Source organism: Haloplanus aerogenes (assembly GCF_003856835.1).
Lineage (GTDB): Archaea > Halobacteriota > Halobacteria > Halobacteriales > Haloferacaceae > Haloplanus > Haloplanus aerogenes.
Genome location: NZ_CP034145.1, coordinates 2,073,356 through 2,085,634, shown reverse-complemented (window position 1 = coordinate 2,085,634; position 12,279 = coordinate 2,073,356). Strand labels below are relative to the sequence as shown.

Below are 12,279 nucleotides of genomic sequence, written 5' to 3'. Positions count from 1 at the left end.
GTTGGGGCCTCGCGAGGCGTACGCTTATTCGGGTTCCGACCGTTCGGTGGACGTATGGACACGACGTTCGACTGCGCCGGCGAGGTGGCGCTCGTGACCGGCGCCTGCGGGGCGCTCGGCAGCGCCGTCGCGGACGCCTTCGACGCGGCGGGCGCGACGGTCTGTGGCACCGACATCGTCCCACCGGACGACGAGTCGTCGCTCGTCGACCCCGAGACGATCGACTATTACGAGGGTGACTTCACCGACGAGCGCGACGTGCAGCGGGTCGTCGAGGCCGTCGTCGACGACCACGGCCGGATCGATTATCTGGCCAACATCGCGGGCACGTGGCGCGGCGGCGACCCCATCCACGAGACGGACGCCGACCTGTTCGATACCCTCTTCGACGTGAACCTGAAGACGATGTTTCTGGCCTCGAAGCACGCGCTCCCGCACCTTCAGGAGACGGAGGGCGCCATCGTCTCCGTGTCGTCACGCTCGTCGCTCGAAGGCGGCGAAGGCGACGGCATCTACCGGGCGAGCAAGGCGGGCGTCCGCCTCCTGACCGAGACGATTGCCGAGGAAAATCTGGGGACGGTCCGTGCCAACGCCGTCATGCCGAGCGTCATCGACACGCCGATGAACCGCGAGATGATGGACCCCGATGACGCGTGGGTCGACCCCGCCGACATCGCTGCAGTCGTCCTCTTTCTCTGTTCCGACGCTGCCGGCGTGACGAGCGGCGCCGCCGTCCCCGTCTACGGCGAGGCTTAGGGAACGACGACCAATTTTCCGAGGAAGCTGTCGGCCATCACGTCGTCGTGCGCGTCGGCCACCTCGTCCAGATCGTACGTCTGCGCCACCTCGATGTCGAGGTCACCCGTCCCCATGAGGTGCGCGACCCGCCCCAGCGGCTCGCTCAGCTCCGGCGTGTTGAACATACTCATGAACTGGTAGGTGAGATCCTTCCCCCGCGCGACGCCGTCGTTCGTGAAGCCGATGGCGGGGTCGTTCTCGCCGATGCCGACGATCCGGCCGTCGTGGGCGGCCACGTCGGCGTCGAACTGCAGGTAGTCGTCGAGGCGGTGATCGAGGATCACGTCCGGGCCACCCGAACTCGCCTCGACCACCGCGTCCCGGAGGTCGTCGCGGCCGTAGTCGAGGACGGCGTCGGCGCCGAGGTCGTCGAGGCGGTCGTGGTACTCGCTGGCGGCGGTGGTGACGACCCGCGCACCGGTCGCGGCCGCCAGTTGGACGGCCGCGTGGCCCACGCCGCCGCTTCCGCCGTGGATCAGCGCCGTCTCCGCGGGTTCCAGCCCGGCGTGGTCGATCAGCGCCCGCCACGACGTGACCGCGGCGACACCCGCGCCACCGGCGGCCACGAGGTCGACGCCTGCAGGCAGGCGAGCGATGCGGTCGCTCGGCACGGCCACGTACTCCGCGCAGGCGCCGTAGTGGTCCTTGCTCAGGCCGGTGGCGATCACGGCGTCGCCCTCGCCGATCCCCTCGACGGCCGATCCGACCTCGACGGCCTCGCCCGCGGCGTCGACGCCGGGGACCATCGGGAGCGTGAACGGCTGGTACGCTCCCTCGCGGAAGTAGGTGTCCACGGGGTTGATGCCTGCGGCTGCCACCTCGACCAGCACTTCGTCGTCGGCCGGCTCCGGCCGGTCGACATCGTCGACTTGCAGTACTGCACTCCCACCGTGTTCGTGATAGCGAACTGCGCGCATGGGCCGGTGTACGACGAGCGGCCGAATAAAGCCACTCCGTCTCGCCTCGGTGGCGGGTGGTCCCACAGGGACGGCGTCGAGAGTTGCCGTCGTCAGCGAACGATTCACCACAACCGGCTACCAGTCGAATACCTCGTGGACCCGCCGCCCCTCGTCGTTCAGGACGGGACCGACGACATCGGTGACGCCGGTCAGAATCTCGGCCGAGCGGACCGACGGTTCGTCGCCGGTGAACGCGGCGACCTCGTCGCTTCCGACGCTGTAGACGACGCGGTCGAAGCCGGCCCTGACCATCCCGCCGGCGCACATCGGGCACGGTTCGGTGCTGGTGTACATGACCATCTCCGCCCGTTCGTCGGGGTCGAACTCCCGGCACGCGCGGTACGCGAGATGGAGTTCGGGATGGTGCCGGATGTCGTCCGCCGTGACGATCCGATTCGAGTCGGCCATCACGACCTCGTCGTCGTGGACGAGTACGCTGCCGAACGGCTCGTCGCCACGGGCCGCGGCCTCGCGAGCGAGGTCGAACGCCCGCCGCAGATGCGCGTCGTGGTCGAAGTCGTCGAACTGCACGGCTGCGTGGTGGGCCGGGAACCTCTTAAACGACCGACGTGGGCGCCGAGTCGCGATCCACGCGCTCGTCGGCGTCAGCGTCGCCGTCACGCCACCTTGACCGTCTCCAGCACCCAGTCGGACGGCGTCGCCCGCCGCACCTCGATGTCGAACGCCTCGCGTGGCGCCCCCGCGAGACGGCTCAGGAACCCCCCGACTGGTGTCGGATCGCGGTCGCTGACGAGGACGAACCGCTCCCCCGGATCGAGCGATTCGAACCGTTCGCGGACCCGCCCCTTCCGCTCCTCGGGCGGCAGGTCACGAATATCGACGGCGTCGTCCGGCACGTCCACTTCGTCCGCGGTGTCGAGGGCGTCGAGCGTTCGCTCCCCCAGATCCGCGACCGCGTCGGGTACGTCGCCCGGTTCGGGCGTCCCCTGCAACTCCCGCGTGAACGGCAGTTCCGCGAGCACCGGCGCGTCCAGATCGTCGACCGACTCGTCGAACAACTCGTTCGGCTCGCCACAGCAGTCACAGACGTACTCGGCCATGTTGACGACGGCACCGAGGACCGGCACGTCGTTGTCGCGGAACAGTTCGACGGTGCGCCCGGTGTCGCTGACGGCGGCGTGGAAGGGCGTCGTGACGACGACGACGCCGTCGACGTGGACATCCTGCAAGGTGGTGAGCACCACGTCACCCGTGCCGGGCGGCAGGTCGATCACCAGTACGTCGTCGTTCTCCCACGCGGTGTTCTCGAAGAGGTCGGAGAGCGCGTCGTGGGCCATCGCCCCACGCCACGCGAGGGGCGCGCCGTCCTCCATCAGACCGACGCTCATCACGTCCATCCCACGGCGGCGGACGGGCATCGGGTCGCCCTCGTCGGTGGCGTGGATCGGTCCCGCCGCGTCGACGAGCGCCGGCACGTTCGGGCCGTGGATGTCCGCGTCGAACAGCGCCACGTCACGCTCGGCGGCGAACGCGCAGGCGAGGTGGGCCGCCACGGTGGACTTGCCGACGCCGCCTTTCGCGCTGGCGACGGCGACGACGTGATCGAACGCCGCGACGCTCGACCGCCCCTCGGCCGACGGTGACGCGCGTTCGACGTGGACACCGCCCACGCCGTCCACGTCGTCGACGGCGCGCAACATGGCGTCGATCACACCCTGTCCCGTGTCGTCGTCGAGGGCGTGCAGGTCGACTTCGAGGCGTACGTCGCCCTCACTCACCTCGACGTTCTCGACGAACCCCGCCTCGAAGACGGAGAGGTCGGCTGCCGGATCGCGGACCGACCGGAGCGCCGCCTCCACGCGGTCTTCGAGCGTCGCGTCGTCGGGCTGTGCCGCCGTCGTGGTCGTGTCGTCGGTGTCCGTCATAGATCGGGCATGCGGTTGAGTCGGTCCTCGCCGGGAAGCAGGCGAGCGTCGTTCTCCAGCGCGCCGAACTGCCGGCGGAACCGGTCGGGCTCCGCCTCCAGTGCGCGCTCGGCGGTCTGTCGCACTACCGTCGCGGGGTCGTCGGTCAGGTCGCGCAGGCGGTCGCGGGCCGCGTCGGAGTCGACGCCGCCGAGCATGTGGGCCGCCCACTCCCGGACGCGTTCGCTGTCGTCGCGCGAGAGGGAGAGCAGGCGGTTCTCCATCGCTTCGCCCCGCAACTTGAACAGCGAGATGGCGGCATTCCGGCGCACGGCGTGGTGGTCGTCGTCGACGGCGGCCGCGATCTCGTCCTCGTGGGCCGCGCGGTCCACGTTGTCGAGGGCGACGACCGCCTCCGCTCGTACCCACGGGTCCGGGTCGTCGAGGAGTGCGACGGCGACGGCAGCCGCCCGCTCCCCCCCGTGCGCCGTCAACGCCTCCACGGCGAACTGCCGCACGTCGGCGTCGTCGTCCCGCGTCGCCGCCTGCGCGAGACCCGTCACGACCGCGTCGGTCGTCGCCTCGTCTTTCAGCGCCAGCGCCGCTCGTCGCCGGTCCACGGAGTCGTCCGCGTCGAGGTCCGCGAGCAGCGATGTCGCGCCGTCGCCGGCGACGGGTTCGGTGTCCGCCGCCGCGAGTTCCGCCGGCGTCGCCTCGCCGATGGTCACGTCCTCACGGCTCACTTCGATGTCCTCCAGCGCCTCGATGTCGCTCCCGATGCCCGGACTCTTGGCGGGGTCGAGTTGCGGGTCTGGCTCCTCCTCCAGATGCTTCTGGAACTCCTCGTCGTCGTCGTGGCAGGTCATCGCTCCACCTCCCACAGGGTCAGCGCCGCAGCCCCGAGGCCGAAGGGGACGGCCCGACCGAGCGTGGCGGGCACGCCCGCGAACGCGAGGAGCGCCACGCCCCCGAGGAGGAGCCACTCGCCGCGCCGACGGGCGGCGCTGGCGGTCGTCACCACCCCCGCCGCCGCGAGGGCGACCACGGGGAGCGACGTCCCGACGACGCCGCCGCCGACGAGCGTCACCGCGCCGGTGACGAACGGCCGCGCGAGGCCGACGGCGACGACGGCGCCGAACGCGAGGCCACCCGCGAGGGCGGCTCGCCCCGTCGTCGCCGCGAAGACGGGTGTGACGGCGATGCCGACGAGCGCCAGCGTCGACGCCGTCGGACGGAGCGCTACCGCGTCGCCGACGCCACTCGCCAGTCCCACCGCGAGTGCGACCAGGAGGACGCCGACGGCGGCGGCCGAGACGGGCGGGAGTGACTCCCGATGGACGAGGGCGACGGCGGCCGTTCCCCCGACGACGGCGACGGCGGCGGGCAGGGCGACGGCGCCGGTCACGAGCGACAGCAGGCCGAACACACCGACGAAGAGGAGACCAACGCCCGCGACGGGATCGTCGGCCGTGAGCGCCAGCCCCACGGCACCGAGCGCCGCGACGGCCGTCGTGAGGCCGAACAGCGCCGCACTGACGCCCGAGGGGCCGACCGGCGCGTTGACGGCCGTCGTCGCCAGCGTCCGAACGACGACGGCCACCGCCGCGACGCCGACGACGGCGTGCCGGCGGTTCGCGGGGAGCGGCGCCGCCCAGCGCCGTCCGACGCGCGTCGCCGTCATCCGTCCCCCTCCAGCCGTGCCGCGAGGTCGTTGCGGTCCGCGCGGACGAACGCTTCGAGCAGGGTACCGAGGTCGCCGTAGATGTCGGTGCCGGGTTCGTCGGCGAGGCGGTCGGAGACGCCAACTGCCGCGTGGCCGAGGTGGCGGTCGTGGAAGTCGAGGCGGGCGGCTGCGGCCGTCCCTTCGACGGCCGCCTCCCGACGCGCCAGATACCCCGCGAACTCCAGTTCGTACCGGAGGGCGTCGTGGTTGTCGCGGGTGTCGGCGTCGATTTCGAGGCCGTAGTAGTCGTACGCCCGCGCCAGATCGAGGTTCACGTCGTTCCACGACTGGTCGGGGCGGTACTTCGACTCGTACAGCGGGACCGGCGGTCCCGACGCCTCCAGCGACCCGTCCGTCCGGTCGGCGTACTCGCTGTACCCGAGTTCGAACAGGTCGTTGTACCGGGCCGCCAGCGTCTCGTAGTCGTCGTCGGTCCGCAACGTGGGCACCGACACGTCGAGGCTCGTGCGGTCGAGACACTGCGCCAGATCCGCCGCCAGATCGCCGTCCGCGGTGAGAGCGTGGAACTCGCGGGTCGGGTGGCGGAACGCCCCCGCGAGCGTCGCGAACACCGTCCCGCGGGCGGCGGCGTCGAGGTCGATATCGTCACCGAGGGCGTCGTCGGCCGTCGCCATCAGGACCCACCTCCCTCGCTACCGCCACTACCGCGCGCCCGGAGAACACCGAACGCCGTCACGGCGACGACGGCCACGATGGCGACGCCAGCGATCGTCCACAGGAGCGTCTGGTAGGGCGGTCCCTGCGGACCGGTGCCAGTGAGGAAGTAGTGCCACTCGCTGACCGCCTTCCGGCCCGCACGCTCGCCGTTGCCGCCGTTCCACACCGCGAAGGCAACGTCGAGCGTGTCGACCGAGCCGAGGTCGGTCCGGTTAGCACCCGACGAGGCGATATCGCGCGTGTAGACCACCGTCCACGTTCCGTCCTCGTAGGTCGCGTTCGCGGCGACCGACGGACTGGGGAAGGCCGTCGTCGACCCCGCGCCGCCGGCGAGCAGTTCCTGGGTGCCGCCGTTGCCGCTCCAGTACCAGACGTTCACCTGGTTGTCCCGGCCGCCCATGGCGATGGGCGGGCGCGAACTCGTGTCGGCCGGGAACTGGACGGCGGCGGCGTCGACGAACTGCCGTGGTGACTCGGCGCTCACGTTCTGCGTCCCGTCTTCCCACTGCAGGCGGACGTAGAACTGCCCGTCGCTCCGGACGGCCTGCACGTGGACCTGTTCGATCGACGTGTCGGCGGCGTCGGGCACGCTACTCGGCGCGCTCGACAGCGCCACGTCCGCCGCGGGCACCGACGACCACCCGTCGGCCGTCGGGTCGGAGAGATCCGCCTCCGGTTGCTCCGTGACCGGAATCTCGTGGGCCGGGCGAGCGTCCACCAGCGGCGACGCGAGCGCCACCGCCGAACAGACCACCAGTGCGCCGACGACGAGCGCCGTCACCAGCGCGCGCTTTCGGTCGTCAGTCATCGTCGTTGAACACTCCCAGCCGGTACTGCTTCGCCGGGTTCTTGTGCTGGAGCAGTTCCATCAGTTCGCTCTCCGCCCCTTGCCGTGCGCGCTGGCGCTCCCGTTCGATAGTGTTGAGCGCCTCGTCGACGCCGTCGCCGAACAGTTCCCGCAGGTACTCCCGCGGGATGCGATCCACGTCCACCGACTCGCCGTCCTCCGTGTGCTGGCCCGGTGCGTACGGCGGGATGTAGTAGACGTTGGGTTGAGTGCGGAACTCGGGATGGAGGGGGAGGGCCACCTCGTACTCCTCGACCAGTTTGTAGATGGGGCCGTCCTCGTCGTCGAGGAAGCCCACCAGACGCAACTGGGGCGGACACTCCTCCGCGCAAGCGGGCGCGTACGTCTGCCCGTCCGGCCCCTCGCCCTCCAGTCGCGGGTAACAGAAGATGCACTTCTCCGACTTCTTCGAGACGGTGTTGTAGTACACCTTCTTGTACGGACACCCCTCGACGCAGTAGCGGTAGCCGCGACACCGCTCCTGATCGACGAGGACGATGCCGTCCTCCTCGCGCTTGTAGAGCGCCTGTCGGGGGCACGCCTCGACGCAGGAGGGGTGCGTGCAGTGGTTGCAGATGCGCGGGAGGTAGAAGTAGTAGCTGTTGGGGTACTCGCCAGCACCCTGATCCTCGTCCCAGTTGGGACCCCACTCCGCCCCTTCGCGCGGCCGGAGAGGTTCGTCGCTCCCCTCGTACATGATTTCGGAGTGGTTGAACTCCCACGGACGGCCGTAGTCCTCCTGCGACGGGATGTCGCCGGGTTGGCGGTCGGTGTGGGCCTCACCCTGTTCGCCTTGCCACCCGCCACCGGACTCCTCCCAGCCACGGGGGTAGCCCTCGCCGGGCTTGGTTTCGACGTTGTTCCAGTACATGTACTCGGTGCCGCCGCCCTCCGTCCAGAGGTTCTTGCACGCGATGGTACACGTCTGACAGCCGATGCACTTGTTGAGGTCCATCACCATCGCCACCTGGTGATCGATCCCGTCCGCGACGTTGATGTTCGTATCCTCGTTGGTACTCATTCGGAATCGCCTCCTGCGGGCCGCACGTCCACGTTCACGTCACTGTTCACGCCGGTCGGCCCCCAGTAGTTCGGGAAGAAGTGGAGATGCTCGCCCGTGTCCTCGGGATACTGCACCAACTGCGTCGGCTTCATGTACATCGGCACGAGCGAGTTGAAGTTGTCGCGGTCGGGGTACTGGAACTTCTCCCACGCGAAGAACTGCCGGAGCGTCCCCGGTTCGCCCGACGGGTAAATTTTCGCCTGGACCTCGATGCTCGCGAGGTCGTTGTACACCTCGACGGTGTCGCCGTCCTCGATGCCGCGTTCCTCCGCGTCCGCCGGGTTGAGGTAGACGACGGGTTCGCCCCGCTGGAGACGGAGCATCTTCGGGTCGTCACGCCACGTCGAGTGGATCGACCACCGGCCGTGCGGCGTGTTGTACGAGAGCGGGTAGGACCCACCCGTCGACGCCGGGCCTTCCTTGTGGGTCGGCAGTTCCTCTCCGAGTTCGAGGAACCAGTCGTGGTCGATGTAGTACTGCTGGCGGCCGGTGAAGGTGGGCCACGGCTCCTTGTCGTGGACGTAGTTCTGCCACGGGACGTACGCCTCGCCGTCCTTTATCTCGGAGGTCCAGTGGTCGCCCGCTTCGAGGAGTCGCTGGGGTTGCTCCACCGTGTCCTCGAACGTGATCCGCTCGTCGCTGTCGCTCGGGTTGGACTCCTCGGAGTGTTCGAGGATGAACTCGGCGGCGGCGCGGTCCTCGGCCAGCGCCCCCTCCTCGCCAGTCTCCCAGTCGCGGACGAAGTCGTCGTAGATGGTCGTGAGATCGATGGTGCGGTCGAACTTGCGGTCTTGGACCGGCTGGACCCCACGTTCCCGCGCTCGCTCCTGAATCTTCTCGGCGAGGTCGCGGAAGATGGCCCAGTCCGTCTTCGCCTCGCCCAGCGGCTCTACCGCGGGCGTGAACGGGTGGACGTACGTGTGCATGTCCGTCTCCGAGAGGTCGTACTTCTCGTAGTGGCTGGCCGCCGGGAGGACGATGTCGGAGTACAGCGCCGTCGAGTCCATCCGGAAGTTGATGTCGACCACGAGGTCGAGTTTCGGCCAGAGCTGTTCCTCGACGGCGACGTTGCCCTTGGCCTGATTGAAGTAGTTGCCACGCCAGACGAACATGGTCGAGGGGTCGGGTCGGAAGCCGTCCTCGCGTTCGCTGGGGTAGACGGGCATCCAGCCCTTCTCGATGGACTCCCGAATCTTCGCCGCGGTGTCGGGGTCGGTGTTGTTCAGGATGCCGGCGTGGAAGTACGTCCACAGCGTCGTCGGCACGCCGCGGACGCTCCCGGTGGGGAAGGAGAGGACCTGCCAGCCGTGGAACGTCCAGATTTTCTCCTGACCGACGTAGTGGTCGACGCCGGTGCCGGGGTCACCGAGGTTCCCGGTCAGCGTCACGAGCAGTTGGATGGCGCGGTTGCCCAGGTCGTTGTGGTACCAGTCGTTGACGCCCTTGCCGTGGATGATCTTGGCGGCGTCGGCCTCGGCGAACTCGCGAGCGATGCGCTGGTAGGTGTTCTCGCCGACGCCCGTCTCCTCGTGGACGAACTCGGGCGTGTACTGGGACAGTTCGTCCTGCAGGTTCGCCCAGACGGAACGCACCTCGACGGTGCCGCCCTCGGCGTCGACGGAGCGCTCGACCGCCAACTGCGGATCGAAGTCGAGTTGGATGCTCGCGGAGGCGTCGTGCTGACCGTCGCGGTCACCGAGGGAGCCGGGGGCGGCGCGCAGGTTCCCGTCGGCGTCGACCATCACGAACACCTTCTCGGGCTCGTCGGCGTCCGGTGCCAGCCCAACCTCGCTCGCGCGGAGGAACTTGCCCGTGTCCTCGCGGACGAGGAGCGGCATATCAGTCTGCTCTTTGAGGTGCGCCTCGTCGTACAGGCCCTCGTCGACGATAGTCTGGGCCATGCCGAGGGCGAGGGCGGTGTCCGTGCCGCCGTTGGGTGCCAGCCACTCGTCGGTGTGAATGGCCGTCTGGGAGTAGTCGGTGAAGATGCCGACGCGCTTCGCCCCCTCGTAGCCCGCGTCGAGGAAGTATTTCGCGTCGGGGATGCGCGTGACGTTGATGTTCGACCCCCACGCGATGATGTAATCCGCGTTGTGCCAGTCCGCGGACTCGGCGTTGTCGGTCTGGCTGCCCCACGTGATCGGTTGCCCGGGCGGGAGGTCGGAGTACCAGTCGTAGAAGCTGTGGGAGACGCCGCCGAGGAGGTTGACGAGTCGACTGCCCGAGGCGAAGGAGACAGGGCTCATGGCGGGAATCGGGGTGAACCCGGAGATGGCGTCGTAGCGCCCCGCCTGCACCTCGTCGATGACGTGGTCCGCGATTTCGGTCAGCGCCTCGTCCCAACTGATGCGCTCCCACTGGCCCGACCCGCGTTCGCCGGTGCGCCGCAGGGGGTGGAGCACGCGCTGATCGGCGTTGACGTAGTCGGTGTAGCAGGCCCCCTTCTGACAGCCGCGCGGATTGGGGTCGGGCAGCGAGTCGTCGAAGGTGGGGTAGTCCCCTGCCTGTTCCTCGCGCCAGACCTGCCCGTCCTTGACGAAGACGTTCCACGAACACGACCCGGTGCAGTTGACGCTATGCGTGGAGCGGGAGATGGAGTCCCAGTCCCACTCGTCGCGGTAGAGGTCCTCCCACTCGCGGTAGGGGTAGTTGCCGATGGGGTCGTCGACGGGTTGCAGACCCGTCATGCCGTTGTCCGCGAAGGAGAGCCCCGTCGCGCCGAGTAGGGAGGCGACGCCGAGGCCCTTCACGAAGTCGCGTCTGCCGATACCGCCGTCCGTCAGTTCGTTGTGATCACTCATGGGAGATGAACACCGTCGCGGTCGCACAGATAGCGCCGGCGACGGCGAGTGCGAAGCCGGCCGGCGTCGCACCGCCGGCCTCGAGGCCGGCGGCCACGAGGCCGAGACCGACCAGTTTGCTCGTCGTGTCTAGCAGGCTGTACTGCCGAGCGGTGAGCGTGGAGCCGTTCGTGTCAGTCATCGGCCCCACCTCCCCCACCGGCCGCGGGCGTCGCGCCCTCGTCCGATCCCTCCGACGCGCCGTCACGTAACAGGAAATACGTGATCGCGGCGAACAGCGGCGGCACGCCCAGCAACGCTGCGGTCAGGATGGGGTTTACCACGTCCGTCGTCGTTCCCAGCACCTGCGCCGCGAGGATGTTGTTCATCCCCGCGATGGAGGCGATCATGATGAACGCGACGGCGGCGACGCCGACGGCGGTCTGCCGCGGGCGCGAGAGCGGATCGGCCGTGAAGTGAATCGCCTCCGTCCGGTCGATAAAGGGCCACGCGAGGACGGCGGCGAAGACGAGTCCGGGGAGGACGATGCCGCCGATGAACTCCGTGCTGACGTGGATCGATCCCACCGAGAAGGAGAACCACTTCGGCAGGAGCTTCAGGAAGCCGTACACCCACATCAGGAACCAGTCGGGCATGATGAGATTGGGCGTCGATGCGGGGTCGTTCGGCCCGTACTCCGCGACGTTGTGGACGGGCAGGAAGCCGGCCAGCATCGACAGCGTCGCCGCGGTCAGGAAGAAGACCACGGCGCTCACGGCCGTCTGGTTCGGCACGGCCGGGAGGCCGACGATCACGCTGTCGTCGTCGCGGTCGACCGTCCGTCCGCCCACCTCAACGTCGTCGTCCCGCGGCGCCTCGGTGTGTTTCTGCCGGATCAGGATCGCCATGTGAACCGCCAGCCCGACGGCGATAGCGGCGGGGATGATCAGGACGTGCAGGAAGTAGAGTCGGGGGATGGTCGCGCTCGTCGGGAACTGCCCGCCGAAGACGATTTCGCCGAAGAAGTCGCCGACGAGCGGCACCGAGACGGTGAGGTTGTAGCCGATGCTCGTCGCCGTCGCCGCGAACTCGTCGAACGGGAGCGCGTAGCCGGTGTACGCGGCACCCATCGCCAACACGGCCAGCGCGGTGCCGACCACCCAGTTCGGCTCGCGGGGATTGCGGTACGCCCCCGTGAAGAACACCCGTAACATGTGCAAGCCGATGGAGGCGACGAAGAGGTGGGCCGCCCAGTGGTGGAGGCGGCGGATGAACATCCCGAAGGGGACGGTGTAGGTGATGTGGAGGACGGAGACGAACGCCTCCGGCATCTCCTCGCCCTGGAACTCCGCGACGCTCCCCTCGTACTCCACGTCGGAGATGGAGGGTTCGTAGAAGAACCCGAGGAAGACGCCCGAGAGGACGAGAAAGAGGAAACAGAACAGGGCGACTTCTCCGAGGAGGAAGGAGTCCTCGGCGGGGAAGGCCTTGCCGAGGAAGCCCTGTGCCTGCTCCACGTCGAGGCGGCTGTCGAACCAGTCGTAGAGGCGCTGGGATCGGCTCATC

The 12,279-nt window shown here is 69.0% G+C and carries 12 protein-coding genes; 1 reads left to right on the top strand and 11 read right to left on the bottom strand.

What is annotated here, in order from left to right:
- Window positions 1-54 precede the first annotated feature (54 nt).
- Window positions 55-756 carry an SDR family oxidoreductase gene (locus tag DU502_RS10675; RefSeq protein WP_121919347.1) on the top strand — a complete coding sequence of 234 codons (702 nt, stop codon included), beginning with the start codon at window positions 55-57 and terminating at the stop codon, window positions 754-756.
- Here the strand turns inward: DU502_RS10675 and DU502_RS10670 are convergent.
- The 11 genes from DU502_RS10670 to DU502_RS10620 form a co-directional block, all read right to left on the bottom strand.
- Entirely contained in the window at window positions 753-1,715 is a 963-nt protein-coding gene (locus tag DU502_RS10670) for an NADPH:quinone reductase (RefSeq protein ID WP_121919346.1), read from the bottom strand. The genes DU502_RS10675 and DU502_RS10670 overlap by 4 nt on opposite strands.
- Before the next feature lie 117 nt (window positions 1,716-1,832).
- The gene (locus DU502_RS10665) at window positions 1,833-2,288 is read right to left on the bottom strand and encodes a nucleoside deaminase (RefSeq protein WP_121919345.1); all 456 of its coding nucleotides are present in this window, start codon (window positions 2,286-2,288) and stop codon (window positions 1,833-1,835) included.
- A gap of 86 nt (window positions 2,289-2,374) precedes the next feature.
- Window positions 2,375-3,643, bottom strand: a complete 1,269-nt coding sequence (locus DU502_RS10660; RefSeq protein WP_121919344.1) for a P-loop NTPase — start codon at window positions 3,641-3,643, stop codon at window positions 2,375-2,377.
- On the bottom strand, window positions 3,640-4,488 hold the full coding sequence (locus DU502_RS10655) for a HEAT repeat domain-containing protein (protein ID WP_121919487.1): 849 nt from the start codon (window positions 4,486-4,488) through the stop codon (window positions 3,640-3,642). The genes DU502_RS10660 and DU502_RS10655 overlap by 4 nt, the downstream gene beginning before the upstream one ends.
- Window positions 4,485-5,303: a phosphate ABC transporter permease gene (locus DU502_RS10650; protein ID WP_121919343.1), complete on the bottom strand. Its 819-nt coding sequence runs from the start codon at window positions 5,301-5,303 to the stop codon at window positions 4,485-4,487. Before DU502_RS10650 ends, DU502_RS10655 begins: the two co-directional genes overlap by 4 nt.
- On the bottom strand, window positions 5,300-5,980 hold the full coding sequence (locus tag DU502_RS10645; RefSeq protein WP_121919342.1) for a molecular chaperone TorD family protein: 681 nt from the start codon (window positions 5,978-5,980) through the stop codon (window positions 5,300-5,302). The genes DU502_RS10650 and DU502_RS10645 overlap by 4 nt, the downstream gene beginning before the upstream one ends.
- A complete protein-coding gene (locus tag DU502_RS10640) occupies window positions 5,980-6,831 on the bottom strand; it encodes an ethylbenzene dehydrogenase-related protein (protein WP_121919341.1) in 852 nt (283 codons plus the stop codon). The genes DU502_RS10645 and DU502_RS10640 overlap by 1 nt, the downstream gene beginning before the upstream one ends.
- On the bottom strand, window positions 6,824-7,891 hold the full coding sequence (gene narH / locus DU502_RS10635; RefSeq protein WP_121919340.1) for a nitrate reductase subunit beta: 1,068 nt from the start codon (window positions 7,889-7,891) through the stop codon (window positions 6,824-6,826). The genes DU502_RS10640 and narH overlap by 8 nt, the downstream gene beginning before the upstream one ends.
- Window positions 7,888-10,734: a nitrate reductase subunit alpha gene (locus DU502_RS10630; RefSeq protein ID WP_121919339.1), complete on the bottom strand. Its 2,847-nt coding sequence runs from the start codon at window positions 10,732-10,734 to the stop codon at window positions 7,888-7,890. The genes narH and DU502_RS10630 overlap by 4 nt, the downstream gene beginning before the upstream one ends.
- Window positions 10,727-10,915, bottom strand: coding sequence for a hypothetical protein (locus tag DU502_RS10625; protein ID WP_121919338.1), 189 nt, complete (start codon window positions 10,913-10,915; stop codon window positions 10,727-10,729). Before DU502_RS10625 ends, DU502_RS10630 begins: the two co-directional genes overlap by 8 nt.
- On the bottom strand, window positions 10,908-12,278 hold the full coding sequence (locus tag DU502_RS10620; RefSeq protein WP_121919337.1) for a cytochrome b: 1,371 nt from the start codon (window positions 12,276-12,278) through the stop codon (window positions 10,908-10,910). Before DU502_RS10620 ends, DU502_RS10625 begins: the two co-directional genes overlap by 8 nt.
- Window position 12,279 lies beyond the last annotated feature (1 nt).

What these genes read in the sequence shown, in the direction of transcription:
- DU502_RS10675 (WP_121919347.1), top strand. Translation starts at nt 55, where the DNA reads ATGGACACGACGTTCGACTGCGCCGGCGAGGTGGCGCTCGTGACCGGC.
- DU502_RS10660 (WP_121919344.1), bottom strand. Translation starts at nt 3,643, where the DNA reads ATGACGGACACCGACGACACGACCACGACGGCGGCACAGCCCGACGAC.
- DU502_RS10645 (WP_121919342.1), bottom strand. Translation starts at nt 5,980, where the DNA reads ATGGCGACGGCCGACGACGCCCTCGGTGACGATATCGACCTCGACGCC.
- narH (WP_121919340.1), bottom strand. Translation starts at nt 7,891, where the DNA reads ATGAGTACCAACGAGGATACGAACATCAACGTCGCGGACGGGATCGAT.
- DU502_RS10625 (WP_121919338.1), bottom strand. Translation starts at nt 10,915, where the DNA reads ATGACTGACACGAACGGCTCCACGCTCACCGCTCGGCAGTACAGCCTG.
- DU502_RS10630 (WP_121919339.1), bottom strand. Translation starts at nt 10,734, where the DNA reads ATGAGTGATCACAACGAACTGACGGACGGCGGTATCGGCAGACGCGAC.
- DU502_RS10620 (WP_121919337.1), bottom strand. Translation starts at nt 12,278, where the DNA reads ATGAGCCGATCCCAGCGCCTCTACGACTGGTTCGACAGCCGCCTCGAC.
- DU502_RS10650 (WP_121919343.1), bottom strand. Translation starts at nt 5,303, where the DNA reads ATGACGGCGACGCGCGTCGGACGGCGCTGGGCGGCGCCGCTCCCCGCG.
- DU502_RS10670 (WP_121919346.1), bottom strand. Translation starts at nt 1,715, where the DNA reads ATGCGCGCAGTTCGCTATCACGAACACGGTGGGAGTGCAGTACTGCAA.
- DU502_RS10655 (WP_121919487.1), bottom strand. Translation starts at nt 4,488, where the DNA reads ATGACCTGCCACGACGACGACGAGGAGTTCCAGAAGCATCTGGAGGAG.
- DU502_RS10640 (WP_121919341.1), bottom strand. Translation starts at nt 6,831, where the DNA reads ATGACTGACGACCGAAAGCGCGCGCTGGTGACGGCGCTCGTCGTCGGC.